At 67.7% G+C, this 25,353-nt stretch carries 23 protein-coding genes and 2 pseudogenes; 15 read left to right on the top strand and 10 right to left on the bottom strand.

Going from position 1 to position 25,353, the window contains the following annotated elements; translation table 11 throughout:
• Positions 1-4: 4 nt before the first annotated feature.
• The 5 genes from A8G15_RS03460 to A8G15_RS03440 are packed head-to-tail and all read right to left on the bottom strand — an operon-like array spanning position 5 to position 4,535.
• The gene (locus A8G15_RS03460) at positions 5-418 is read right to left on the bottom strand and encodes a nuclear transport factor 2 family protein (protein WP_068155354.1); all 414 of its coding nucleotides are present in this window, start codon (positions 416-418) and stop codon (positions 5-7) included.
• On the bottom strand, positions 415-1,293 hold the full coding sequence (locus tag A8G15_RS03455) for a TIGR03619 family F420-dependent LLM class oxidoreductase (protein ID WP_211270111.1): 879 nt from the start codon (positions 1,291-1,293) through the stop codon (positions 415-417). Before A8G15_RS03455 ends, A8G15_RS03460 begins: the two co-directional genes overlap by 4 nt.
• Before the next feature lie 16 nt (positions 1,294-1,309).
• Positions 1,310-2,485 carry a thiolase domain-containing protein gene (locus A8G15_RS03450; protein WP_068155350.1) on the bottom strand — a complete coding sequence of 392 codons (1,176 nt, stop codon included), beginning with the start codon at positions 2,483-2,485 and terminating at the stop codon, positions 1,310-1,312.
• A gap of 1 nt (position 2,486) precedes the next feature.
• Positions 2,487-3,548, bottom strand: a complete 1,062-nt coding sequence (locus A8G15_RS03445) for a thiolase domain-containing protein (RefSeq protein ID WP_068155348.1) — start codon at positions 3,546-3,548, stop codon at positions 2,487-2,489.
• Positions 3,549-3,563: 15 nt separating this feature from the next.
• Positions 3,564-4,535 (bottom strand): Zn-ribbon domain-containing OB-fold protein, encoded by a 972-nt coding sequence (locus tag A8G15_RS03440; RefSeq protein WP_068155346.1) that lies wholly within the window; start codon positions 4,533-4,535, stop codon positions 3,564-3,566.
• A 91-nt stretch (positions 4,536-4,626) separates the two neighbouring features.
• Here A8G15_RS03440 and A8G15_RS03435 point away from each other — a divergent pair, with 91 nt between their 5' ends.
• Positions 4,627-5,664 carry an LLM class F420-dependent oxidoreductase gene (locus tag A8G15_RS03435; protein ID WP_068155344.1) on the top strand — a complete coding sequence of 346 codons (1,038 nt, stop codon included), beginning with the start codon at positions 4,627-4,629 and terminating at the stop codon, positions 5,662-5,664.
• A gap of 213 nt (positions 5,665-5,877) precedes the next feature.
• Positions 5,878-6,834, top strand: coding sequence for a hypothetical protein (locus A8G15_RS03430; RefSeq protein ID WP_068155342.1), 957 nt, complete (start codon positions 5,878-5,880; stop codon positions 6,832-6,834).
• A gap of 175 nt (positions 6,835-7,009) precedes the next feature.
• Here A8G15_RS03430 and A8G15_RS03425 read toward each other — a convergent pair whose 3' ends face one another.
• Positions 7,010-7,846 carry a crotonase/enoyl-CoA hydratase family protein gene (locus tag A8G15_RS03425; protein WP_068155339.1) on the bottom strand — a complete coding sequence of 279 codons (837 nt, stop codon included), beginning with the start codon at positions 7,844-7,846 and terminating at the stop codon, positions 7,010-7,012.
• Positions 7,847-7,923: 77 nt separating this feature from the next.
• Between A8G15_RS03425 and A8G15_RS03420 the strand changes: the two genes are divergently transcribed.
• Both A8G15_RS03420 and A8G15_RS03415 read left to right on the top strand, forming a co-directional pair.
• Positions 7,924-9,582, top strand: coding sequence for an acyl-CoA synthetase (locus tag A8G15_RS03420; RefSeq protein ID WP_068155337.1), 1,659 nt, complete (start codon positions 7,924-7,926; stop codon positions 9,580-9,582).
• Between the two features lie 13 nt (positions 9,583-9,595).
• Complete coding sequence (locus tag A8G15_RS03415; RefSeq protein ID WP_068155335.1) at positions 9,596-10,708, top strand: NAD(P)H-dependent flavin oxidoreductase; 1,113 nt, start codon at positions 9,596-9,598, stop codon at positions 10,706-10,708.
• Positions 10,709-10,818: 110 nt separating this feature from the next.
• On the opposite strand, the gene A8G15_RS03410 is transcribed toward A8G15_RS03415, so the two are convergent.
• Positions 10,819-11,400 carry a TetR/AcrR family transcriptional regulator gene (locus A8G15_RS03410; protein WP_068155660.1) on the bottom strand — a complete coding sequence of 194 codons (582 nt, stop codon included), beginning with the start codon at positions 11,398-11,400 and terminating at the stop codon, positions 10,819-10,821.
• Positions 11,401-11,865: 465 nt separating this feature from the next.
• Between A8G15_RS03410 and A8G15_RS03405 the strand changes: the two genes are divergently transcribed.
• From A8G15_RS03405 to A8G15_RS03370, 9 genes and pseudogenes are all read left to right on the top strand, one after another.
• Positions 11,866-13,653 carry a multicopper oxidase family protein gene (locus A8G15_RS03405; RefSeq protein WP_068155658.1) on the top strand — a complete coding sequence of 596 codons (1,788 nt, stop codon included), beginning with the start codon at positions 11,866-11,868 and terminating at the stop codon, positions 13,651-13,653.
• On the top strand, positions 13,650-13,847 hold the full coding sequence (locus A8G15_RS03400) for a hypothetical protein (RefSeq protein ID WP_068155333.1): 198 nt from the start codon (positions 13,650-13,652) through the stop codon (positions 13,845-13,847). Before A8G15_RS03405 ends, A8G15_RS03400 begins: the two co-directional genes overlap by 4 nt.
• Positions 13,844-15,121 carry an oxygenase MpaB family protein gene (locus A8G15_RS03395; protein ID WP_068155331.1) on the top strand — a complete coding sequence of 426 codons (1,278 nt, stop codon included), beginning with the start codon at positions 13,844-13,846 and terminating at the stop codon, positions 15,119-15,121. Before A8G15_RS03400 ends, A8G15_RS03395 begins: the two co-directional genes overlap by 4 nt.
• Before the next feature lie 72 nt (positions 15,122-15,193).
• Positions 15,194-16,249 (top strand): lipocalin-like domain-containing protein, encoded by a 1,056-nt coding sequence (locus tag A8G15_RS03390; protein ID WP_068155329.1) that lies wholly within the window; start codon positions 15,194-15,196, stop codon positions 16,247-16,249.
• A pseudogene (locus A8G15_RS32435) lies at positions 16,246-16,413 on the top strand (hypothetical protein); the annotation flags it as partial. The gene A8G15_RS03390 and the pseudogene A8G15_RS32435, both read left to right, overlap by 4 nt.
• Positions 16,346-16,576, top strand: a pseudogene (locus A8G15_RS31655) (hypothetical protein); the annotation flags it as partial. The pseudogenes A8G15_RS32435 and A8G15_RS31655, both read left to right, overlap by 68 nt.
• Positions 16,485-16,685 (top strand): aldehyde dehydrogenase family protein, encoded by a 201-nt coding sequence (locus A8G15_RS03380; RefSeq protein ID WP_342671536.1) that lies wholly within the window; start codon positions 16,485-16,487, stop codon positions 16,683-16,685. The pseudogene A8G15_RS31655 and the gene A8G15_RS03380, both read left to right, overlap by 92 nt.
• Entirely contained in the window at positions 16,672-17,913 is a 1,242-nt protein-coding gene (locus A8G15_RS03375; RefSeq protein WP_068155323.1) for a CaiB/BaiF CoA transferase family protein, read from the top strand. The genes A8G15_RS03380 and A8G15_RS03375 overlap by 14 nt, the downstream gene beginning before the upstream one ends.
• A gap of 168 nt (positions 17,914-18,081) precedes the next feature.
• On the top strand, positions 18,082-19,212 hold the full coding sequence (locus tag A8G15_RS03370) for a nitronate monooxygenase (RefSeq protein WP_068155321.1): 1,131 nt from the start codon (positions 18,082-18,084) through the stop codon (positions 19,210-19,212).
• 236 nt (positions 19,213-19,448) lie between these two features.
• Here the strand turns inward: A8G15_RS03370 and A8G15_RS03365 are convergent, their stop codons facing one another.
• From A8G15_RS03365 to A8G15_RS03355, 3 genes are all read right to left on the bottom strand, one after another.
• Positions 19,449-21,080 (bottom strand): long-chain-fatty-acid--CoA ligase, encoded by a 1,632-nt coding sequence (locus tag A8G15_RS03365; RefSeq protein WP_068155319.1) that lies wholly within the window; start codon positions 21,078-21,080, stop codon positions 19,449-19,451.
• A gap of 63 nt (positions 21,081-21,143) precedes the next feature.
• A complete protein-coding gene (locus A8G15_RS03360; RefSeq protein ID WP_068155318.1) occupies positions 21,144-22,259 on the bottom strand; it encodes an acyl-CoA dehydrogenase family protein in 1,116 nt (371 codons plus the stop codon).
• Positions 22,260-22,290: 31 nt separating this feature from the next.
• Entirely contained in the window at positions 22,291-23,469 is a 1,179-nt protein-coding gene (locus tag A8G15_RS03355) for an acyl-CoA dehydrogenase family protein (protein WP_068155316.1), read from the bottom strand.
• A gap of 159 nt (positions 23,470-23,628) precedes the next feature.
• Between A8G15_RS03355 and A8G15_RS03350 the strand changes: the two genes are divergently transcribed.
• Both A8G15_RS03350 and A8G15_RS03345 read left to right on the top strand, forming a co-directional pair.
• Positions 23,629-23,814: a ferredoxin gene (locus A8G15_RS03350; RefSeq protein ID WP_068155314.1), complete on the top strand. Its 186-nt coding sequence runs from the start codon at positions 23,629-23,631 to the stop codon at positions 23,812-23,814.
• Between the two features lie 164 nt (positions 23,815-23,978).
• Positions 23,979-24,914 (top strand): 3-oxoacyl-ACP reductase, encoded by a 936-nt coding sequence (locus tag A8G15_RS03345; RefSeq protein ID WP_068155311.1) that lies wholly within the window; start codon positions 23,979-23,981, stop codon positions 24,912-24,914.
• Positions 24,915-25,353: the final 439 nt, after the last annotated feature.

Raw genomic sequence — 25,353 nt, 5'->3', positions numbered from 1 at the left:
CCGGCTATTCGACGGGGCGAGCCGTTTTCATGGCCCGCTCGACCTCCCAGAACGCCCGCAACGACACGATCTTGCCGTCGCCGTCGACCCGATACACGAACACACCCTCGGCGTCGATGACGGTGCCGGCCAGCGTCGTCCGGATCGTGCCGATATTGACGCACTCGTCGCCGCACACCAGCACGTCGTCGACGAGGAACTCGAGCCTCTCGGTGTTCGCGATCGTCATGTCGTAGAACGCCGCGATCGCGTCCCGGCCGTGGTGGCCCTTGCCCTCCGGGTCGAAACCGGACGGGCCGACCGGGTCTTCGACACACCCGTTCTCGGCGAACAGCGCCAGCCACTGGTCCTTGCGTCGTGCGCTCGCCGCGGTCTGCGACGCCCGCGCCGCGATCCGTGCGGGATGTTCCTCGCTCATGCAGCGCCCTTTCCGTGAATGTACTTGTCCGCGAAGCGATGCAAAGATTCCTTCTTCGCTTCCAGGGGAGAGTCGAAGCCGTGGCCGTCGAAGATCCACGGCACGGTGATGATGTCGGTGACCCCGGCGTCGGCGAGTTCGGCGTAGCCGGACGAACCGAACCGGTCGACGGACACGACCTGGATCTCGAACGGAAGGTCGCTGCGGCCGTATTCGGCGCGCAGCACCCGCAACCGGTCGATCACGGCGACCAGGTCGTCGAACTTGATCATCGCGGACGTCCAGCCGTCACCGACGCGCGCCGCGCGACGCAGCGCCACGTCGGTGTGACCGCCGACGTAGAACGGCACGGGCTTGCTCGGTGCCGGACTCATCTGCAACCGGGCGAAGTCGAAGAACTCGCCGTGGTGCTCGACCATGCCGCCGCCGAGGATCAGCTTGATGACCTCGATCATCTCGTCGACGCGCTTGCCCCGCTTCGCGTACGGCGCACCGCACCACTCGAACTCCTCGGGTGCCCAGCCGATTCCGACGCCGAAACCGAACCGGTTGCCGGTGAGGTTCGCGACCGACCCCACCTGCCGGGCCAGCAGCACCGGATTCCGGGAACCCAGTTTGAGTACCTGCGTGTAGAACCCGATCGTGGACGTCACCGCCCCCATCGCGGCGGCCGCGATCAGCGGATCGACCCACGGGGTGTCCTCGGTCCACATCCGCGACCCGTCCGGCGTGTACGGGTAGTCGACCGTCTGCTTCTCCATGAAGAACAACGAATCCGGCAGCGCGATCGACGAGAACCCGCACTCCTCGGCGGTCCGCGCGAGTTCGGGGAGCTGGTCCAGCGGTGTCATCGCGACACCGACGGAGAACTTCACCATGAAGCTGTCCCTTCTAGTGCGAAGGCCGCTCGGAAGAGACGACCCACATCGAGAAGTACTGGGATCCACCACCGTACGCGTGGCCGAGCGCCTTGCGTGCGCCTTCGACCTGATGGTCGCCGGCCTTGTCCATCACCTGGATCGCGGCCTCCGCGAAGCGGATCATGCCGGACGCGCCGATCGGGTTCGACGACAGCACGCCACCCGACATGTTCAGTGGGATACGACCACCGATCGCGGTGTCACCGGCCTCGGTGAGCTTCCACCCGGAACCTTCCTCGGCAAAGCCGAGGTTCTCGAGCCACATCGGCTCGAACCACGAGAACGGCACGTAGATCTCGGCGCAGTCGATCTCGGTGATCGGATCGGTGATGCCCGCGTCCTTCCACAGCGCGGCCGCCGCGACACGACCGGCCTGCGGATTCACCTGGTCTCGACCGGCGTAGGTGGTCGGTTCGGTGCGCATCGCCGTCGAGTGGATCCACGCGACCTTGTGCCCGGCGGCTTCGCGTGCCGCTGCGGTGTCGGCGTCACCGATCACGACGGCGCACGCACCGTCGGAGGAGGGACAGGTCTCGTCGTAACGGATCGGGTCCCACAGCATCTGGGATGCCTGCACCGATTCGAGGGTGATGTCGGGCTGCTTGAGATGCGCGTACGGGTTCTTGGCGCCGTTGAGTCGGTCCTTGACCGCGACCATCGCGCCGATGTGCTCGGGCGCGCCGGAACGACGGATGTAGGAGCGTACGTGCGGGGCGAAGTAGCCGCCGGCGCCCGCCCCGACGGGCATCGTGAACGGAACGGGTGTGGACAGCGCCCACATCGCGTTCGATTCGGACTGCTTCTCCCACGAGACGGCCAGCACGCGACGGTGCACGCCGGACTGCACGAGGCTGGCCGCGACGTTCGCGGTGGAGCCGCCGACGGAGCCGGCGGTGTGCACGCGCAGCATGGGCTTGCCGGTCGCGCCGATCGCGTCGACCATCGCGAGTTCGGGCATCATCGAGCCCTCGAACAGGTCGGGTGCCTTACCGATGACGACGGCGTCGATGTCGTCCCAGCCGACCTGTGCGTCGAGCATGGCGCGGTCGATGGCCTCACGGACCAGACCGGACATGGAGACGTCGTGCCGCTTGGCGACGTAGTGGGTCTGCCCCGTACCGAGGACCGCTGCCGGTTGCTTGGCCATGTCAGTTACGTCCCTCCAGAACGGCTACCAGATTCTGTTGCAGCACAGGACCGCTCGTCGCATGTGCGAGTGCGCGGCCCGCGCGTCCGTCGATGATCGCCTGCGCGGCGTATCCGATGCGCTCGAGGCCGCCGGAGAACATCGGGTTGCCGGTCAGCGGGCCGCCCGACGGGTTGATCACGGTGGAGTCGTCCAGACCGATGGCCTCGCGCAGGATCAGCTCCTGATGGGTGAACGGCGCGTGCAGTTCTGCGATGTCGAAGGCGGTGTCGCCACCGGTCACGGCCCGGGCCGCGGCCTGCGCGGACGGGGCGACGGTGAGGTCGCGGGCGCCGAGGTTCGGTGAGTCGATGCGGTGCTCGATACCCGTGATCCAGGCCGGGTTCTCGCACAGTTCGCGGGCGCGGTCGCCGGATGCCAGCACGACGGCGGCGGCCCCGTCGGTGACGGGTGCGCAGTCGTGCCTGCGCAGCGGATCGGCGACGAACGGCTGCGCGAGCAGCTCCTCGAGATCGAGGTCGCCGCTGAGCTGCGCCTTCGGGTTGTTCTTGGCGGCGGCCCGGCTGCGGACCGCGATCTCGGCCATCTGGCGTTCGGTCCACTTGCCGGATTCGAGACCCGAACGGGCCTGCAGGCCGGCGAGGGAGACCGAGTCGACACCGAGCGGTGCGACCAGGTAGGGGTCGAGCTGCATGGTGAGCGTGCGACGCAGCGTGCCCGCGGAGGACTTGCCGAAGCCGTACACGAGCGCGGTGTCGACCTCGCCGGTGATGAGCTTGACCCACGCCTCGTACAGGGCCCAGGCCGCGTCCATCTCGACGTGCGATTCGTTGATGGGCGGCACGGCACCGATCGCGTCGATCGCCGAGATGAACGAGAAGGCCCGGCCGGCCAGATAGTCGGACGATCCCGAGCACCAGAACCCGATGTCGGACTTGGTGATTCCGAGTGTCTCGTACAACTCCTGGAAGCACGGAATGAGCATTTCGACGCCGTTGGTGGTGCCGGTGGTTTCACGCACGTGGGGTGCGTGGGCGAAGCCGACGACTGCGATGTCTGTCATGGTTCCCGGTGCTCCCTAGAGGTGGTGTTTGAAGGTGTCGTAGTCCGCGTCGGGTTCGCCCGTGGGACGGAAGTATTCGATGTTGCGCAGGGTGTGGCCCCACTCCTCGCGCGGTCGCCACTTGGCCTGGACTCGCATGCCCATGCGCACATCTGCGGCATCGCACTCGAGGATCAGGTGCAGGAACGGGATGTCCGCGCCGTCGAGCAGGACGTACGCCGCGACGTACGGCGGCTTGATCTGCTGGCCCAGGAACGGCACGTTGACGATGCAGAACGTCGTGACCGTGCCCTTGTCGGACAGCTCCACCTGTTCCTTGGTCGGGATGCCGTCGGTCGGGCTCGAGCCGCGAGGTGGAACGTAGACCGGATCGCCCGGACCGGTGCGGCCGCCGATGAGCTTGCCTTCGGCCAGGCCGCGCAGGTAGTAGGACTCCTCGGCCGAGGCGGTGTGCTTGTAGTGCAGGTCGACCGGAGTGGTGATCATCGTGACCGGCTCACCCTCGTCGGCCGATGCCGCGTCGGTGGCCTCACCGGGCTCGAACGCCGCGATGTCGTTGATGCTGCCGACACGCTCTGCGGCCCAGCGCACCCGCACGCGCATGCCGGTCTCGATGTCCTCGGGGGAGGTCACGTCGACGGCGTGCAGGATCGAGGAGTCGGAGCCGTCGAGGCGAATGAACGCCCACGCGAACGGACGGTCGAACGGCTGGCCCGGAAGCGGAAGCGCGTTCCACGTCCAGCTGACGACCGTCCCGGACTGCCCGACCTCCACCAAATCCAGCAACGGTTCGTGGGTGACCGGGTCGTACTCCGGCGGCGGAACGAGCACCCGCCCGTCGGATCCGCGTGCCCCCACGATCCGGCCGTCGCGCAGACCTGTGACGAAGGCTCCCACGGTCGGTCCGGTGGATCGGGTGTAGTCGAACTTCAGATTCAGTGGTGCGCTCAGCGGTGGCTCGACAACCGCGCTCTTTCCCAGGCTCACAACTTCGAGTAGAACAGGTTCTAGGATTTGAGGCAAGGGTAGCGTCCGACCAGGCCGGTTCCACACCGGTATCCATCGCGAAAGGTGCCAGATGAAACTGGGATTGCAGCTCGGCTACTGGGGCGCACAACCGCCCGCGAACGCACCGGAACTCGTTACCGCAGCCGAAGCCGCCGGCTACGACGCGATCTTCACCGCGGAGTCCTGGGGGTCGGACGCGTACACCCCGCTCGCATGGTGGGGATCGGAAACCGAACGAGTTCGCCTGGGCACCTCCGTCGTCCAGTTGTCGGCGCGCACGCCCACCGCCACAGCGATGGCGTCGCTGACCCTCGACCACCTCAGCGGCGGCCGGCACATTCTCGGCCTCGGCGTGTCCGGACCGCAGGTCGTCGAAGGCTGGTACGGCCAACCGTTCGCGAAGCCGCTCGCCCGCACCCGCGAATACGTCGACATCGTGAGGAAGGTCCTGGAGCGCAAGGAACCGGTGACGAGCGACGGCCCGCACTACCCGATGCCCTACACCGGCGAAGGCGCCAGCGGACTCGGCAAACCGCTCAAGCCGATCACCCACCCGTTGCGCGCCGACATCCCGATCTGGCTCGGCGCCGAGGGACCGAAGAACGTGGCCCTCACCGCAGAGATCGCCGACGGCTGGCTCGCCATCTACTACTCGCCGCGCCTGGCACCCATGTACAACAAATGGCTCGACGAGGGCTTCGCCCGCCCCGGCGCCCGGCGCACCCGCGAGGACTTCGAGGTCGCCGCGACCTGCCAGGTCGTCGTCACCGACGACACGGCCGCCACCCTCGCAGCGCAGAAACCGATCATGGCGCTCTACATCGGCGGAATGGGCGCCCCCGAACTGAACTTCCACGCCCAGGTGTACCGCCGGATGGGCTACGACGCGGTCGTCGACGAAGTGACCGCACTGTTCCGGTCGGGACGCAAAGACGAAGCGGCCGCTGCGATTCCGGACGAAATGGTCACCGAGACGATGATCATCGGCAATCGGGACGAAGTGCGCGAGGGCGTACGCCGCTGGGAGGACGCGGGGGTGACGATGCTGCTCGTAGCGTGCCGCGACGCCGAGCACGTGAGGTCGCTGGCAGACGTCGTACTGGGCTGACTTTCGCTCCCCGCCCCGGGTCCGATGTTCGGTTCCGCCCCGGCGGTCCGAGCGAATGTATCCCTCGTCTCCTTCAGCCGACTCGGTGTACCACTCGCTCGGACCGAGCGGGTGGGACAACCCGCGCGGGGAGTTTGTCCACAGGCGCGCGATCCATCCACAGATGCGGCATCGAGGGCACCGAGGTCGCCGAGGACACAGCATGATCGGTGCATGAGACGAGGAGAATGGGCAGGGGACCCCGAAGCACTGCTTCGGATCGCGAACCGCGGGATCATCGCGGACTCGACGCTGCGGAGCATCGGGGTGTCGGGTTCGGCAATCCACGACAGATGCGGGCCGGGTGGTCCTTGGGAGCGTGTTCTCCCCGGGGTCATCCACCTGAGGAACGGGCGGCTGACGGACCGCCAGCGATCCGTCGCGGCACTGATGTACAGCGGTGACACGGCAATCCTGACCGGGCGTGCAGCTCTCCGCGAGTACGGATTCGACAGTGCCGGGGACGGCGCCCACATTCTGCTCCCGGCGGCACAGCGCGTCCAATCGAATGGATTCGTATTGGTGGAACGTACGCATCGCATGCCGGAACAGGTGGGGCGTCGAGGGCTTCGCTGCGCGCCGCTCGTTCGCGCCGTTCTCGACGCGGCACGCCGGTGCCCGACACTCGACGCGACCCGCGCGCTGATCGCGGAAGTCGTGCAGCGTGGAGCAGCGACGGTGCCCCAGTTGTCGGAGGAACTCGAGGCCGGTAGCGGCCGAGGTTCGGCGTTCCCGCGGAAGGTGCTGCAGGAGGTCACGGCGAACGTGCATTCGGTGCCGGAAGCACATGCACGAAAACTCTGGCTGCGCAGTGGGTTGCCGGAGATGGTGTTCAACCGGGACGTCGTCGATGCCGACGGCGATTTCGTTGCACGTCCGGACGGCTGGATCGACGAGGTCGCGATGGCCTGGGAGATCGACTCGCTCGCCTGGCACCTCTCGCCGGCCGATTACAAGAGGACGCTGGAGCGACGGACGAGAATGCAGGGTCTGGGCATCATCGTGCTGGCGACCGCGCCCAGTGCGCTTCGGGACAGTCCCGGTCGGGTGGTGGCCGAGCTGGTCCGGCACTTCGAGTTGGCGCGGTCGCGTCCCCGCCCGAACGTTCGAGTGGTGATTCCCGGAGCGTGAACCGGGATTCGCCGTCGCCACGCCCTCCCGCACCTGAGCGAGTGGTTCACCCAGTCGATTGAAGGAGACGAGGGATACATTCGCTCGGACCGCGGAAGGCGGACGCGCCCGGTGTCGGACCGCGGGAGCGGACGGCCCGACCCGAGGGCGAGTGGTAGGGAGGGCGGGGGCGAGGTCAGGCGCCGGTGAACTTCGGTGCGCGCTTCTCGGCGAAGGCGCGAGGACCTTCCTTCGCGTCGGCGCTCTTGAACACCGCGGCGCCGAGTTCGGCGTCGATGCGGAAGGCCTCTTCCTCGTGCATGCCTTCGGTGTCGCGGATGGTCTTGAGGATGGCCTGGACGGCGAGCGGGCCGTTGGCGGCGATCGTCTCGGCGATCTCGAGGGCTTTGTCGAGGGCCTGGCCGTCGGGGACGACGTGCCCGATCAGACCGATCTCCTTCGCCTCCGGCGCCTTCAGATGGCGGCCGGTGAGGAGGATTTCCGCGGCGATCGTGTAGGGGATCTGACGGACGAGGCGAACCGCCGAACCGCCGAGGGGGAACAGAGCCCACTTCGCCTCGGACACACCGAACTTGGCGTTCTCGCCCGCAACTCGGATGTCGGTGCCCTGCAGGATTTCGGTGCCGCCGGCGATCGCCGGTCCCTCGACGGCGGCGATGAGCGGCTTGGTGAGGCGACGGCCTTTGAGCAGGGCGGGCAGCTTGGACAGGTCCCAGCCGCCGCCTTCGAACTTGTCGCCGGGTGCGGACCTGTTCATGTCCTTGAGGTCCGCGCCCGCGCAGAACGCGCCCCCTGCGCCGGTGAGGATCGCGACCCGGATCTCGGGATCGTTGTCGACCCGGTCCCACGCCTCGGTCATGATGGCCATCATCTCGCCCGACAGGGCGTTGCGGGCCTCGGGTCGGTTCATCGTCACGATGAGCACGTGGCCGCGCTGCTCGACGAGGCAGTGCGGCGCGCGTTCCGAAATGTCCGAGGTTTCGGTGGGGCCGGACGGCGCGGTAGTGGACACTGGGGACTCCTGCGGTGTTGTGAACTGGATCTCATTCGGCTCTTGTCAGAAACGGTAACACGTTCTACTTTGATGGCGTGGCCCTTAACATCGCAGACCTCGTAGAGCATGCAATCGACCTCGTGCCCGACCGTGTCGCCCTCGCGGCGGAAGGTCGCGAGATCAGTTACGCGCAACTGGAGGAGCGAGCCAACCGGCTCGGTCACTACCTGCTGGAACACGGCGTGAAGCCGGGCGACAAGGTGGGTATCTACTCGCGCAACACCATCGAGGCGATCGAGGCGATGGTGGCGGTGTTCAAGATCCGCGCCGTCATGGTCAACGTGAACTACCGGTACGTCGAGAACGAGTTGCAGTACATCTTCGACAACTCCGACATGGTGGCGCTGGTGCACGAGCGTCGCTATTCCGACAAGGTCGCCAATGTGCTGCCGTCCGTGCCGCAGCTGAAGACGGTCCTCGTGGTCGAGGACGGCACCGATCTCGACTTCACGGCCTCCGGCGGCGTCGAGTACGAGGCCGCGTTGGCACAGAGTTCGCCCGAGCGCGACTTCGGTGAGCGCAGCGCCGACGACCTGTACATGCTCTACACCGGCGGCACCACGGGGGCGCCGAAGGGTGTCATGTGGCGCCACGAGGACGTCTGGCGTGTCCTCGGCGGCGGCATCAACTTCGCGACCGGCGAATATGTCGCCGACGAGTGGGACCTCGCGAAGCAGGGCGCCGAGAACGCCGGCCTGGTGCGTCTGCCCATCCCGCCGATGATCCACGGCGGAGCGCAGTGGGCGACGCTGCAGGCGCTGTTCGGCGGCGGCAAGGCCGTCCTGCTCGCCGAGTTCAGCGGCCACGCCGTGTGGCAGACCATCGACGCGCACAAGGTCAACCTCATCTTCATCACCGGCGACGCGATGGCGCAGCCGATGCTCGACGCTCTCGACGAGGGAAACCCGGAAACCGGACAGCCCTACGATCTTTCGAGCCTGTTCTTCATCGGTTCGAGCGCGGCGCTGTTCTCGCCGGCGCTCAAGGACAAGTTCCTCGACCTGCTCCCGAACCGGGTGATCTCCGACTCCATCGGTTCCTCCGAAACAGGCTTCGGTGGAATCGGATTCGTCACCAAGGGGCAGTCGCACGTCGGTGCCCCCACCGTGAAGATCGACGCTTCCACCTCGGTGCTCGACGACGACGGCAACCCGGTCGAACCGGGCTCCGGCAAGATCGGCCAGATCGCCCGCAGCGGCCACATCCCGATCGGCTACTACAAGGACGAAGCCAAGACCGCGGCCACCTTCCGCGAGATCAACGGTGTCCGATACTCGATCCCCGGGGACTACGCACAGGTCGAGGAGGACGGCAGCGTCACGATGCTCGGCCGCGGTTCGGTCTCCATCAACAGCGGCGGCGAGAAGATCTACCCCGAGGAAGTCGAGGCCGCGCTCAAGTCGCATCCGGACGTGTTCGACGTCCTCGTCGTCGGTGTTCCCGACGAACGCTGGGGCCAGCGTGTCGCCGCGGTCATCGCGGCCCGCGACGGTGAGCGTCCGTCCGCAAAGTCGCTCGCGGACGCCTGCCGCACGCTGATCGCCGGATACAAGGTGCCGCGCAGTGTCTGGTACGTCGACGAGATCAAGCGTTCCCCGGCGGGCAAGCCCGACTACCGGTGGGCCCACGAGCAGACCGAGTCGCGTCCGGCGGACGACGACTACGTCAACGGCTCCGCCGTCGCGGCCGGGTAGAGGGGTACCGGCGATGCACACCGATCTCAGCAAGAAGTTCGGAATCGACTACCCGATCTTCGGGTTCACCCCCTCCGAGCACGTGGCCGCGGCCATCAGCCGGGCCGGGGGCCTCGGCGTGCTCGGATGCGTGCGGTTCAACGATCCGGACGAGCTCGACGACACGCTCACATGGATGGACGAGAACACCGACGGCAAGCCGTACGGCGTCGACATCGTGATGCCCGCGAAGGTCCCGACCGAGGGCGCTGCGGTCGATCTCGACAAGCTCATCCCGGCCGAGCACCGTGCATTCGTGGACCGGACCCTCACGGAACTGGGTGTGCCCCCGCTCGGAGACGACGCAGAACGCGCCACCGGTGTCCTGGGGTGGTTGCATTCGGTGGCTCGCTCGCACGTCGACGTCGCCCTCGCGCACCGGCCGGCGCTGATCGCCAACGCGCTCGGTTCCCCGCCGAAGGACGTCATCGACCTCGCGCACGAACACGGTGTGCCGGTCGCGGCGCTCGCCGGCGCCGTCGACCACGCGAAGCGCCACGTCGAGAACGGCGTCGACATCGTCATCGCGCAGGGATACGAAGCCGGCGGTCACACCGGCGAGATCGCCTCGATGGTGTTGTGGCCCGAAATCGTCGACGCGCTGGGTGATTCCGCGTCGGTTCTCGCGGCCGGTGGTATCGGGTCCGGCCGTCAGGTCGCGGCGGCGCTGGCGCTGGGGGCGTCCGGCGTATGGATGGGGTCCTACTGGCTCACCACCTCCGAGTACAAGCTCGGTGGCGCGGACAAGGGACCCACCGCGATCCAGCGGGCGCTGCTCGGCGCGACCTCCGCGGACACGGTGCGCTCGCGGATCTACTCGGGTAAGCCCGCCCGGCTGCTCAAGACGAAGTGGACCGACGCGTGGGCGAAGCCGGATGCACCGGCACCGCTGCCGATGCCCCTGCAGAACATCCTCGTCAGCGAAGCGCATCAGCGGATCTCGGCGGGCAGCGACCCCGAGGTCGTCGCGATGCCGGCGGGTCAGATCGTCGGTCGTATGAACGAGATCCGGCCCGTCGCCGAGATCATCGCAGAACTCGTGGACGAATACGACAGGACCGTCGACCGCCTCGACGCGGCGCGGTAGGGACTCGGGGGACGGTGAAGTGCCCGGGACGGGAAATCCGTCCCGGGCACTTGCCGTTTCTGCCCACCCGGAGCCGGCGCCTCCGGTCCGTGTCTCTGCTCGTGTGAACGTCAGCGGGCGGTGAGGACGGCGAGGAGTTCCTGGATCTCGTCGACGGTGGGCGTGGGGAGGCTGTCCCGGCCGTAGACGAATCCGATGCCCGCGTAGACGAGGGTTCCGGCGCGGACACGGGCGCCGCGTTCGTCGAAACCCAGTTCGCGGAACGCGTTCTGCACCACGGTCATGATCCGCTGATCGAGGGCGCGCACGGATTCGGCGATCTTCGGATCGCTGCGGGCCCATTCGCGGACCGCTGCTTCCGCGGCCCACGCACGGTCGTCGACGAGCATGGTGCCCATCCGTGCCAGCCGTTCGCGGACCGGCAGCTCCTCGAGGCTGGTCAGGCCGCGGGCGGCGTCGTTGTCCTGGGACGCGTAGCGCGTCGCGATGCCCTTCATCAGCTGGTCGATGTCGTCGAAATGCCAGTAGAAACTGCCCTTGGTGACACCGAGATCTTTGCAGAGGCGGGAGATCTTCACGGCGGCAAGGCCTTCGGTGACAAGCACGTGCAGACCGGCCTCGGTCCAGTCCTCGAGCGAGAGCCGCCGGCGTCGTTCGGCCGAACGCTCGGTCTCCGACGGTTGGCGCGCCACGTCCACCACTCCTTCGTCTGTCCTCGACCGCGCCGAGCCTACACGGTGCCGTCCCGGACCGCGTCGAGCGTGAGACCGCGCACCAGAGGGTCGTGGGGAGGGCGAAGGGCCCGGCGCAGTCGCCCGGATCGTGATCCTGCCGTGTGACCACCGTCGTCCCGGCCGGGGATGCCCGGTGGCGGGAACCACCGATTCCGTCGTGGGTGCCGCGCCGGCGCCGGCGGGGAAAGCACACGGCCGTTGCGACGACGGCGAGCGGGGACGATTCGAAAACTACTCGCGCAGTTCACCTTCGGTCGTCGTGGTGGCGCACCGGATCTCTCCTGGAGGGATTCGGGATCGACCTCGTCGCGCCTGGTCGCGGCCGTCTTGACTGAACCATACCCTATGGTACTGTGTGGCTCGGATCACGATCGGCTGTTCTTCCTCCTCGTCCGCGCAGGGCTCATCATGGAAGCTTTCTCGATGCGAAACATCAGTCGTAGAACACTTCTCACGGGAATCGCCGTGGGGGCAGGGGCCGGTGCGACCGGGCTCCTCGCCGGTCGTGCCCTGGCCGACGGCCCCGACATCGGCCGGCCGCTCCTGTTCCGCTCGCCGACACTCGCACCCTTCGTCGACGAACTGCCGATGCTCGATCGGGTTTCCGGTTCGCGCATCGCGATCGACGCCGTCAGTTCCTCCCACAGCTTCCACCGCGACCTTCCGCCCGGCGCGACTCTCGCCTACGGTGACGGCTACCTGGACCCCGTCATCACCGCGCACCGCGGTCAGCCGACCGAGATCCGCTTCCGAAACCGCTCGGGTGCCCATCCTTTCGCGCCGGACATCGACACCTCGCTGCACGGTCTCAGCGAACGCGACCGTGTCGAGATCCCGATGTCGCTGCACCTGCACGGCGGAGTGACCCCACCCGCCTCCGACGGCCATCCGGAGCTGATCTCCCGGCCCGGTCAGGGAATGACCTACCGCTTCCCGAACCGTCAGGAAGCCGGGATGCTGTGGTACCACGACCACGCGATGGCGATCACCCGCCTCAACGTCTACGCCGGACTCGCCGGGATCTACGAGTTGCGCGACGAGTTCGATACCGGCGAGGCAGGCAACCCCCTCGGCTTGCCCTCCGGTGAGTTCGACCTGCCGCTGGTGCTGCAGGAGAAGATCGTGAACAGTGACGGCTCGCAATCGATCCGCTCCACACCGGCCGTGCCACAGGGCCGCTGGGAAGGTGGGGCGGTCGGCGACGTCGGTGTCGTCAACGGCAAGATCTGGCCCGAGACCCGCGTTGCGCGTGGGCTCTATCGGCTGCGGCTGCTCAACGCCGCCTCGTTCAGCGTGTGGGACCTGAGCTTCTCCAACGGCATGGTGTTCTGGGTCGTCGGTATGGAAGGCGGACTGCTCGACGCGCCGGCCACGACCACACGGGTCCGGCTCGCGCCCGGCGAACGTGCCGATCTGCTGGTCGATTTCGCGTTGCTCGATCCCGGCGCCACCGTCGAACTCCGCAACACCGAGGACGCCGCGCCCCAGGCCGCGCAGATCGGCGCCGTGCGCATGCCAGTGTTCCTGCGTTTCCGGGCCGGCGCGGTGCGCGGGTTCCCCGGCCCGGTTCCCGCGACCCTTCGCGGTGGAACGGGGCAACCCCACGCCATGGGACCGGTCCCGGCGCCGCAGGTCGTCCGGAACGTGTCGCTCAGTCAGCCCTCGGATCTGCGCCTGCCGCCGTCCATCATGTCGCTCAACAACCTTCGATTCCACAGCGACGACATCGAGATGCCGCGGCAGGGCACCGTCGAGCAGTGGAACATCGTCAATGCGACCGCGGACCCGCATCCGGTGCACCTGCACCTGGTGACGTTCCGGATTCTCGGACGGCAGGCGATCAACACCCTCGCGATGTGTGCACGTGAGCCGCAACCGCCCCTCGGCATCAAATGGACACCGGACCCGGACCCGTTCGTCGTCGAACCGCTCCGAGGGCCCGAGCCGTGGGAGACCGGCTTCAAGGACACCGTCGTGTGTGATCCGAACTCCGTCACCCGCATCGTGATTCGATTTCCGACGGCGGAAGAACTCGGCTTCGACCCCGATGCCACCTTCACCACCGACCTGATCCAGGGCATCGACGGCCACGGGACGGCGACTCACCACGATCACCCGGGGACGCGCACGCTGCAGGGGTACGTGTGGCACTGCCACATCCTCGATCACGAAGACCACGACATGATGCTGAAATATCGGACGGTGACATGACTTCCACGACACAGATCCGCGACTCGCGACTCATGCGCGCTGCGCTGCCGGACGACGCCGAACTGATCGAGATGCGCGACCTCGACCACCTTCCGGTGGATCAGCCCGGTGGGCTGGACGATGTCGTCTCCCGCCTCGCCGGCTGGATCGGCCGTACCGTTCTCGACGATCGCAGCCAGGAGGCCCCGGCATGACCGGCACGCTCGCTCGTGAGACACCCGATGGGACGGACCGTTGCCCGTCCGCGTTCCCCTACTGGGATTCCGTTGCGACCGAGCGTGTCCAGCGGGTGCGCCGACTCGTTCTGAGGCTCACCGGGTTCGATATTCTGCCGACCGACGAGCAGGCCCGCGCCCTGTGCAACGACCTCTACAGCGGCGACCCCATCGCCGAGCGATTCGTCGAGGACGTCTACCACGGCGAGACCGGACCGACACGGGCTCGCGAGATGCTCGACGTCGCGCTCGCCGACGGTATCGACGCGGTGCCGGACGCTCCCGCATCGATGCGCGCGCTGTTCGAGGAATTCGAATCCGTACCCGATTGGGTGCGGCCGGAACTTGTCGAGCAGGGAGCGGCGATCTGGCGACGCTGGGGCACGATGCTGTTCAGCTTCGCCGGAGCCGAGACGCTCGAGATCTACACCGAGGCGGCGGTCGCGACACCGCTGTCGCTCGCCGGTGGCTACGCCGGGGACAACGCGCTGCGCCGCTTTCTCGAGACCTGCCGGTTCTGGATGGACGTTTCCGAACCCGGTGCGCTGCTCACTCCCGGATCGAAGGGCCGGGCCACGGCGCTGAAGGTACGTGTGATGCACGTGTCCGTCCGGTCGCGGGTGGCGAGCCATCCCGAATGGGACCGGTCCAAGTGGGGTTTGCCGATCAGCCAGACCTACATGATGCTCACGCTCATCGCGGGCAGCGTCACCCCCGGGCTGGCGCTGTGGGTGCTCGGCTACCAGACCACCCCGCGGGAGATCCGGGCGCTCATCCACTTCCAGAAGTACATGGGCTACCTGCTCGGGGTGCGGCTGCGCTGGTACCCGGAGACGATCGGCGACAGTCTGCGGGCGCTGGCTACGACGGTGGTGTCGCGCTCGCACGATTCCGGCCGGCACGGCAAGGAACTCATCGAGTCGTACCCGCAGGCGTTCGCGCCCCGCGACGGCCACCGTGGTCTCACCCGGCTGCGGGAGGCCTACAACTTCCGCATCAATTCGGTGTACTCGGCGATCTACATGGCACCCGGCACCCGGCGCAAGTACTCGATGCCGAAGGTGCTGCCGTGGATGATCATCCCGATCGCCCGGTTCCCGCTCATCACCGCGATGGAACTCGCCCGCCGCTTCGTGCCCGGCGTCGCCCGGATACAGGAGAAGGTCATGATTACCCATCGCGAGAACTGGTATCGCGCCCAGATGCAGGGGCGGGAAGCGCAATTCGACGCCAGCAGCGCACTGCGTCGTTGACGCACGTGGGCACTGCGTCGTTGACGTACGAGTACATCGCGTCGCGGACATCATCATCGAGAAGGGGGCACTGTGGCCGCACTGCAGATCGTCGAGGCATGGAACGGACCGGGTCGACGCGACGGTGAGATCACCACCGTCGCGCCGAGTGACAACGGGGCGCACCCGTCGACCGACAAGCACGCATTCGAACACTGGTACTTCGACGCGCATCTCGACGACGGCCGCATCGTCGTGGCGATGCTCCAAACCCGGGAACTGGTGCACCGCAAGCCGGGCGTGGAGATCCACGTCTACAGCCCCGACGGCAAGCGCCGGGAGGTGGTGCGACAGTTCACCGATGCGGATCTCGCGGTCGCCACCGACAGGTGCGATGTCCGGGTGGGCACGAACTTCGCGCGGCTGACCGGGGAAGAGGACGGGCTGCCCGTGTACCGGGTGAAAGTCGCCGAGGGCGACCTCGGATTCGACCTCACGTTCGCTGCCGAAGTTCCGCCGTGGATGCCGGGCCGCGGGCAGACGAGCTACAACGATCGCGAGTTCTTCGCCTGGGTCGTCGGCGCACCGCGCGCGAAGGTCGCGGGAACCGTGACCATCGACGGCGAGACCACCACTGTTGCGGGCCGTGGCTATCACGACCACAACTGGGGTGTGGGTGACATGAAACGGATCATCGACAAGTGGTACTGGGGTCGGTTGTACACCGATGATTTCACCCTGGTCTACGCGATGGTCCACACCCAGAAGAAGTACGGGCACCACTGGTCGCAGCCGGTGATGATCGCACACAACGGGAATGTGGTGGTCAGCAACGGTGAGGTCGAGATGACCGAGGGGCCCACCGTGTTCGACTCGGTCGCCGACCGCACCTATCCGACGTGGCTGCGCATCCGTGTTCCGGATGTCCTCGACGTCAGACTGAACGTGCGGGAGATCGTGCACGCACACAACCTGCTCGAGGACATCCCGCTGGCGGCGAGTCCGTTGCTCAAGCCGATCGTCAACCGGTTCGTCGGCCGGCCCGGATATTTCCGGTTCCGTTCCGACTTCGACCTGGCGGTGACCGTCGACGGTCTGACCCACGAGCGGCACGGCGCGACGCTGCACGAGATGGTTGCCCTCACGTGACGGCCGGTTCGTCGGACCTCGTGTTCGGCAACGAACACCGCACCGAGGCGATCGAGGGGACGTTGCCGTGGGGGGCAGAATTCGCCGCAGCGCGCCCCCTACGGTCTGTACGCCGAGCAGCATTCCGCGACGGCGCTCACCGACCGCGTGGAATCAACCGGCACACGTGGACGTACCGGATCATGCGGTCCGCCGCACACCCCGCGTTCCGGCGCATCGACGCCGGCAACTGGGCGTGCACAGCGTGATCCCGCAACTGCGGGTCGGTACCGTGTGGGTCAACGGCTGGGGCGTCCCCGACCCGAGCCTGCCCTGGGGCGGACGTGAGGTCAGCGGTATCGGCCGCAGCGGTCTCGAGGCGTTTGTCGAGGTGAAGACGGTCCACCTGGGGTATCGACCCGCGAGACGAACGGAAAACGGCAGTGACACAGCTTGACTCGGCAAACAGCGAATCGGCGCCGCAGACGACGGGCGCGCTCGACGGCATCAGGGTACTCGAACTGGGCACTCTGATCGCCGGCCCGTTCGCCGGGCGGCTGCTCGGCGACATGGGAGCCGATGTCATCAAGATCGAGGATCCCGCCCGCCCCGACCCCCTGCGCACGTGGGGGCAGGGCGAGCGGGACGGTCACCGGTTCTTCTGGACCGTCCACGCCCGGAACAAGCGCTGTGTGACTCTGGACCTGCGGTCGCCCGCCGGGCAGGACCTGTTCCGGCGGCTGGTCGCCGAATCGGACGTCATCGTAGAGAACTTCCGTCCCGGCACCCTCGAGAAATGGGGTCTCGGATACGACGTGCTGTCCGAGATCAACCCGGGGCTCGTGCTGGCCCGTGTGTCCGGTTACGGGCAGACCGGTCCCAAGGCGGGGCAGGCCGGCTACGCCTCGGTGGCCGAGGCGGAATCCGGCTTGCGGCACCTCAACGGCTATCCGGGGCAGGCCCCGCCGCGGCTGGCGCTGTCCCTCGGGGATTCCCTCGCCGGGATGTTTGCGGTCCAGGGCATCCTCGCGGCGCTCGTCTCCCGCGAACGCACCGGACGGGGGCAGGTCGTCGACGTGGCGCTCACCGAGTCCTGCCTGGCCATCCAGGAATCGGTGATCCCCGACTACGACGCCGCCGGGGTGGTGCGCGGACCGTCGGGGACCCGGCTCGAGGGTATCGCCCCGTCGAACCTGTACCGGACCGGCGACGACATGTGGATCGTCATCGCCGCCAACCAGGACACCGTGTTCCGCCGGCTGTGCGTCGCGATGGACCGGCCCGAACTGGCCGACGACGTGCGCTTCGCCGATCACCTGGCGCGTGGCGTCCACCAGGACGAGCTGGACGATCTCATCGGTGCGTGGGCGGCCCGGTGGAAGCTCGCCGATCTGCTCGAACATCTCGCCGCCGCCGGTGTGGTTGCCGGACCGGTCAACACCGTCGCGGAGGTCGCCGCGGACGAACAGTTCCGTGCGCGCGGCATGCTCGTCGAGCATCACGACGAGCGAACGGGAGCGGAGATTCTCGGGCCCGGCGTCGTCCCGGTGCTCGCCGGAACCCCCGGCGCCGTGCGTCGTGCCGGTGCGCCGGTCGCCGGTTACGACAACGCGGCGGTGTGGGGTGACCTGCTCGGCCTCACGGAGCAGCAGCGGGCGGCCCTGAGGGACGCCGGCACGATCTGATTCCCGGACCACCATCGGCCCCCGCTCCCGGGTGAGGGGAACCAGCATTCGGCCTGACCGGCTGAAGGTTCCCACCACCCGGTGGTGCGGGGTCTCCCTATTTCGTCGGCGCGCAACTAGAGTAGAACACGTTCCAGTATGCGACTCGCGTCCTCGAAGGAGTGCCGAATGCACACCCCGCTCTGCGACGAACTCGGAATCGAGTTCCCCATCTTCGCGTTCACCCACTGCCGCGATGTCGTCGTGGCCGTCTCCAAGGCCGGTGGTTTCGGCGTCCTCGGCGCCGTCGGGTTCACGCCCGAACAGCTCGAAGTGGAGCTGAACTGGATCGACGAGCACATCGGCGACCATCCGTACGGTGTCGACATCGTGATCCCGAACAAGTACGAGGGCATGGACTCCAACCTGTCCGCCGAAGAGCTCACGAAGATGCTGCAGTCGATGGTGCCGCAGGAAACCCTCGATTTCGGGCGCAAGATCCTCACCGACCACGGCGTGCCACTGCCCGAGGGCGACGATAACGCGTTGCAGCTTCTGGGATGGACCGAGGCGACCGCGACCCCTCAGGTCGAGATCGCGTTGCAGCATCCGAAGGTCACACTCATCGCCAACGCGCTGGGCACTCCGCCGGCGGACATGATCGCCCACATCCACGATGCGGGCCGCAAGGTCGCCGCGCTGTGCGGTTCGCCCGCGCAGGCCCGTAAGCACGCCGACGCCGGCGTCGACATCATCATCGCGCAGGGCGGCGAGGGCGGCGGCCACTGCGGTGAGGTGGGTTCGATCGTTCTGTGGCCGCAGGTCGTCAAGGAGGTCGCGCCGATCCCGGTCCTCGCCGCGGGTGGTATCGGCAGCGGCCAGCAGATCGCCGCCGCACTCGCGCTGGGCGCTCAGGGCGCGTGGTCCGGCTCGCAGTGGCTGATGGTCGAGGAGGCGGAGAACACCGCCGTCCAGCAGGCGGCCTACGCGAAGGCCACCAGTCGCGACACCGTCCGCAGCCGTTCGTTCACCGGCAAGCCGTGCCGCATGCTGCGCAACGACTGGACCGAGGCGTGGGAGAAGGAAGGAAATCCCGAGCCGCTGGGAATGCCGTTGCAGTACATGGTGTCCGGTATGGCGGTCGCCGCGACCCACAAGTACCCGGACGAGACCGTCGACGTTGCGTTCAACCCTGTCGGCCAGGTCGTGGGTCAGCTCACCAAGGTCGAGAAGTCCGCCGCGGTCATCGAGCGGTGGGTGCAGGAGTACCTCGACGCGACGGGCACCCTCGAAGAGTTCAACGAGGCTGCGAACGCCTGATCCTGCCGGTGCGGCGCGGGGAAGCACCCGTTCCGTATCCCGAACAGCGACGGCTGCATCGGCGGCGACTGGGCGTCGGGTCAGGTACCGAGTACCTGTCCGACGCCCAGGGCGTTGATCGACCGATGCCGCCCATCGCCGGGACGCGAGGACGGTCCGTGTACGCCGCCGGCGTGCACGTCACCCGAACATTTCCAGGGTATGTGGAGCGGCAGGGGATTGCAGAAGTCGGCTGCCTACCCGGCCGGGGTGGTGTCCGATTCGAGCGATACCGCCAGTTCCTCTGTCAGCAATTGAAATTCGTCGTCACCGCGCTCGCGCAGCCACACCGGGTCGGCGCAGTGCCAGCGCTCGGCGCTCAGCGATCGGGTGAGCACCTTGAACGTCGCGGTCCGGGGGAAGTCGGCGCAGACGCGGATCAGCGTCGGCAACTGTTTGGGACCGAGATCGGGCTGCGAGTCGAGGAACCGCGCGAACGCCACCGGGTCGAACGGACCGTCCGCGGTGGGGATGACCGCGGCCATCACCCGGTCGCCCACGTATCGGTCGGGCACCGCGTACACCGATGCCTGCGCGAACCCGGGATAGCGCAGCAGAACCCGTTCGATGGGGGCCGCACCGATGTTCTCACCGTCCACCCGCAACCAGCCCGAACTGCGGCCTGCGAAGTACACGAAGCCCTCGGCGTCGCGGAAGCCGAGGTCGCCGCTGTGGTAACGACCGTCCCGGACACGTTCGGAGTCGGCCTCGGGATTGTTGTAGTACCCGGCGAACTGTCCGGCCCCGCGGACGTTGACCAGCTCGCCGGTGGCCTCGTCGGCGTTGACGATTCGGCCGAGATCGTCGAACTCGGCAGGAGGGCAAGGAGTTCCGGTCTCCGGGTGCAGGATGTGGATGTCGTCGGGCAGTCTGCCGAGCGACCCGGCCGGAGCGCCGGGGGTCGCGGGAATCGAGATCCCGCCCTCGGTCGAACCGAACCCGTCGACGACGACCGCGTCGAACCGGCGGTGGAACTCGGCGATCGCAGGCGCGGTGCCCTCGTTGCCGTACATGATCCGCAACCGGTTGTCGGAATCGAGCGGTGTCTCGGGTGTCGCGACGATGTACGAGAGCGGTTTGCCCACGTAGTTGGCGTAGGTGACACCGAACTTCCTGAGATCCGGCAGGAAACCGGACGCGGAGAACCGTCGACGCAGGGCCACGGCGCACCCACCGGCGAGCGCGACCGCCCAGCCCGCCATCATGGCGTTCGAGTGGAACAACGGCATCGACAGGTACACCACGTCGTCGGCGCCGAGCCCGAACCGCTCCGCGAGCATCCGGCCCGGGGCCGTGATCTTCGCATGGGTGCACCGCACGGCCTTCGGGTCACCGCTCGTGCCGGACGTGAAGATCAGCATGAACAGATCGTCGGGCGAGACCGACGCGATGTCGGGACTCGAATCACGGTGTGGTGCCAGAAGGTCGGTCCAGTCGGGGGAATCCACGTCGATGATCCGGACGTCGCCGAGATCGAGCCCCTCGAGCAGGTGCGAATGCGTCCGTTCGGTGAACACCACCTGGCAGTCGGCGAGCGCGATGTCGCGGGCGAGGGCGTCGCCGCGCCGCGTCGTGTTCAGTCCCACCACGACGGATCCGGAGAATGCGGCGCCGCCGAGCAGCAGCGAGAACTCCGGGACGTTGTCCATGAGGATCCCGAAGTGCCGCGGCCGGTCCGGATCGAGCAGCGTACGCAGCAGCGCGGCCCGGTCGTGGCCGAGCTGCACGTGCTCGCGCCACGACAAGGACAGGTCCTCGAAACGCAGCCCCCGGTCATCGACCTCGGACATCGCGGTGAGCAGTGCCGTCACCGTGGGTGTTTCCGTCATGGGTTCATCCTCGGGGCAGGCCGGAGCCGGAGTACAGGTGACATCTCGACGAGCGGGACCGGATCAGGCGGGTGCCGAGGCGAGGGCGGCGCCGAGCGAACGCAGCTGCGTCGTCGCCGAACCGAGCAGGAACTCGTGGTGCTTGGCGGCGAGGAAGTAGCGGTGGACGGGGTGGTCCTCGTCGAGCCCGACGCCCCCGTGCACGTGCACGGCGGTGTGGGCGACGCGGTGGCCGGCGTCGGCGGCCCAGAACGCCGCGGTACGCAGCTCACCGGTGTCCGGCAACCCCGCCGCGATCCGGAATGCGGCCTGCCACAGGGTCAGCCGAACGGCCTTGACGTCGATGTAGCCGTCCGCGAGGCGCTGGGCGACAGCCTGGAAACTGCCGATCGGACGGTCGAACTGGACGCGCTCGCGACCGTACTCGGCGGTGAGTTCGAGGGCGCGTTCGAGGACGCCGAACTGGTAGGCGGCGGACCCGAGCAGTGTCCGGTCGCGCAACCAGGTCGCGACCGCCACGCCGTCGGTGCCGAGAACTCGGTCCCCGCCGACGCGCACGCGGTCGAGCTCGACGATTCCGGCGCTTCCGAAATCTGTGGTGGATTGCCGGTTGACGGTCACGCCGGGTGCGTCCGCGTCGACGAGCAGCACCACGACACCGGACCCGGTGGAGGCGGGGACCAGGAACACGTCGGCGATCGGTGCCGCGTCGACGACGATCTTGGTGCCGTCGAGGATCCAGCCGTTGCCGTCGCTCTCGGCGCGTGTGGTGGGCGTGGTCGGGTCCTCGTTCAGTTCCTCGGTCAGCGCGGCGGAGAGGATCTTCTCGCCGGTCGCCGCCGGTTCGCCCCAGGCGGTGCGCTGCGCGGCGGTACCGAATTCGGCCAACGCGGTCGCGGACGCGACGACGGAGGTCAGGAAGGGAACGGCCGCGACACCGCGGCCGAGCTCAGCGCAGATGCTGATCTGCTCGAGCGGGCCGAAGCCGTCGCCGCCGATCGACTCGGGGAGCGCGGCGCCCAGCACACCGGACGACGCGAGTGCGTCCCAGAGTGCATGGTCGATCCGGTCCTCGGCGGCGTCGAGTTCGCGGAGGTGCTCGTTGGTGGCGATCTCGGTGACGATGCTGCGGGTGAGACCGGCCAGATCCTGCTGGGCCTCGGTGAGCGTGAAGTCCACTGCGGGGTCCTCTCGTGGTGGGGCGGCGGCGTCAGCGCTTGGCGGGTGGCTGGCCGAGGGCGGTCATGGCGATGATGTCGCGCTGCACCTCGTTGGTGCCGCCGCCGAACGTCAGGATGAGCGAGCTGCGGTGCATGCGTTCGATCCGCCCGCGCAGCAGCACACCCGGGGTGTTCTGCCGCAGGGTCGCCGCGGGGCCGAGGACCTCCATGAGCAGGCGGTAGGCCTCGGTCGCGAACTCGGTGCCGAAGACCTTGTTCGCCGACGCGGGCGCGGGCCCCAGGGGTGCCGTGCCGGACGCGATCTCCCAGTTCATGAGCTTGAGGTATTCGGCCTTCGCGTGGACCCGGGCGAGATTGACCTGCACCCATTCCTGGTCGATGACGCGCCGGCCGCCGGGCAGCGTGGTGTTCTGAGCCCAGGCCCTGACTTCCTGGAGTGCGGTGAGGATCGGACCGGCCGAGGTCAGCGCCACACGTTCGTGGTTGAGCTGGTTGGTGACCAGCGCCCAGCCGCCGTTCTCCTCGCCGACGAGCGCCGAGGCCGGAACCCGCACGTCCTGGTAGTAGGTGGCGCTGGTGTCCGGCCCGGCCATGGTGTGCACGGGCGTGTACGAGAATCCCTCCGCCGTGGTGGGCACGATGAGAACGCTGATTCCCTTGTGCTTCTTGACATCCGGATTCGTCCGGCAGGCCAGCCACACGTAGTCGGCGTAGGCGATGAGACTGGTCCACATCTTCTGGCCGTTGACGACCCATTCGTCACCGTCGCGCACGGCGGTGGTGCGCAGCGACGCCAGGTCGGTTCCGGCGCCGGGTTCGGAGTAGCCGATGGAGAAATGCAGTTCGCCCGCGGAGATCTTCGGCAGGAAGAACGCCTTCTGCTCGGGGGTGCCGTAGTGCATGATCGTCGGCGCCACCGAGTTGATGGTGAGGAACGGGACGGGGGCACCGGCCACGGCGGCCTCGTCGGTGAAGATCAACTGTTCCATGGCGGAACGGTTCTGACCGCCGTACTCCTCGGGCCAGCCGAGGGTCAGCCAGCCGTCCTTGCCCATCTGCTGCACCACTTCGCGGTACACGTTTCCGGTGCCGTACTCACCGGTCGTCGCCGACAGCGCCTCACGACGTTCCGGCGTCATCAGGTCGGCGAAATACTCGCGCAGTTCCTCGCGCAGCTTCTGCTGCTGCGGGGTATAGGTGATGTCCAACGAACCGCTCCAATCGTCGCCACGGGGGACGGGTCCGGCAATGTTTCCGAATCATTGCACAGAAATGGAACACGTTCTAGCCTAGCTGTCGAGGCTCCGGTCGGGGTGGTGCCGACGGTGTCCGACAGGCGCGGTGCGAATGGGAAGCGAGGGTCCGGCATGGATATCAAGGTCGATTTCGACCGGTGTGAGGCGAACGGTGTGTGCGTGGGAATCGCGCCGGATCTGTTCGATCTGAACGACGACGACGAACTGACCGTCGTCCACCCGGTTCCGGAGGGTCGCGAGGCCGACGCGCGCGAGGCCGTCAGCCAATGCCCGCGGGCCGCGCTCACCGAGGTCTGACGCCCGGCTCTTGCCAGGAATGAGAACGCGTTCTACATTCCGACGGTCCCCGGTTTCGTTCGCCGGAACGCCGGGCGCCCCGTGCGCCCGATGCGGTTGGCCGGAACGGCCGGTACGAAGAGGCTGGCCGTCAGGGCCCGCCACGGTCGCGAGGAGTGCGATTCATGAGTGTTGACGGCAGCGCCGGTTCCGATGACGTCACGGACCCCCGTGGGGCGGACCTGACCGGCAAGGTCGCCGTGGTGACCGGCGCCGGGGCGGGACTCGGCCGCGCCGAGGCGGTGGCACTGGCGCAGGCGGGCGCAACGGTGGTCGTCAACGACCTCGCCGAGGCGGACGAGGTCGAGGACACGCTCGAGCAGATCCGCGCGATCGGCGGCGACGTCGCGTTCGTTCCCGGCAGCGTCGCCGACCGTGCCACTGCCGATGCGCTCGTCTCCACCGCCCAGGATCGGTTCGGCAGTCTGGACATCGTCGTCAACAACGCCGGTGTAGTACGGGACCGGATGCTGCCCAACATGTCCGACGAGGAATGGGACACCGTGATCGCGGTGCACCTGCGCGGACATTTCCTGCTGTGCCGCAATGCGGCCGCGTACTGGCGGGCCGAGTCGAAGAAGGCCGGCGCGCCCGTGTACGCCCGCATCGTCAACACGGCATCCGAGGCGGGGCTGCTCGGACCCGAGGGGCAGGCCAACTACGGAGCGGCCAAGGCGGGCATCGTCTCGCTCACGCTGTCCGCCGCACGTGGCCTGTCGCGCTACGGTGTGCGCGCCAACGCGATCTGCCCGCGCGGCCGGACGGCGATGACCGAGTCGGTGTTCGGCGCGGCGCCGGCCGTCGAGGTCGATCCGCTCTCGCCCGAGCATGTCGGAACGCTCGTGTCGTACCTGGCCTCGCCCGCCGCGGACCGCGTCAACGGCCAGGTCTTCGTCGTCTACGGGCCGATGGTCGCGTTGATGGCGGCGCCGGTCGTCGAGCAGCGATTCGACGCCGACGTCCGGTGGACGCCGGAGGCGCTGGCGCAGGAACTCGGGGCCTACTTCGAGGACCGCGATCCGGCCCGGATGTTCTCGGCTTCCGAGCTGTTGAAGCTCTGATCCTCCGCGGGGCGGTGCCGGTCCGGGCCGGTGCGCAACAGTCGCAGGTTTTTCTGCAACTGCTAGTGACAGGCACCGTCCTTCTCGGTTAATATTCCGCAGTCTGCCGTCGGCACGGATAGGGTCGATGTGCGAGGGCGCCTGCGCCCGCGAACCATGCTCCGGCACTTCCGATTTCCAATGAAACTTGTTCCAGTTTTCGGATTCGTGACCGATCTGTTCCAGGGCGGCCGACGAGGTGGCCGGTTTTCGGGCCGATGCCAGCAAGATTTGTGAAGCTCCACGTAAATCCACTTATTCGAACCGGAATTCCATTCCGGATCCGAGGCGCAGTGATGGTGCAGCAGATATCGCCATTGTCGGCAATGCGCATCTTTGACAGTGTGAACACGTTCTAGTTAATATGACGCGGGTCACATCGAGGCCCATGTCGGTTCCT

The organism is Rhodococcus phenolicus (assembly GCF_001646785.1).
GTDB classification, from domain to species: Bacteria; Actinomycetota; Actinomycetes; order Mycobacteriales; family Mycobacteriaceae; genus Rhodococcus; species Rhodococcus phenolicus.
The sequence above is the reverse complement of the archived record's forward strand: the minus strand, read 5'-3'. Positions and strand labels throughout refer to the sequence as shown.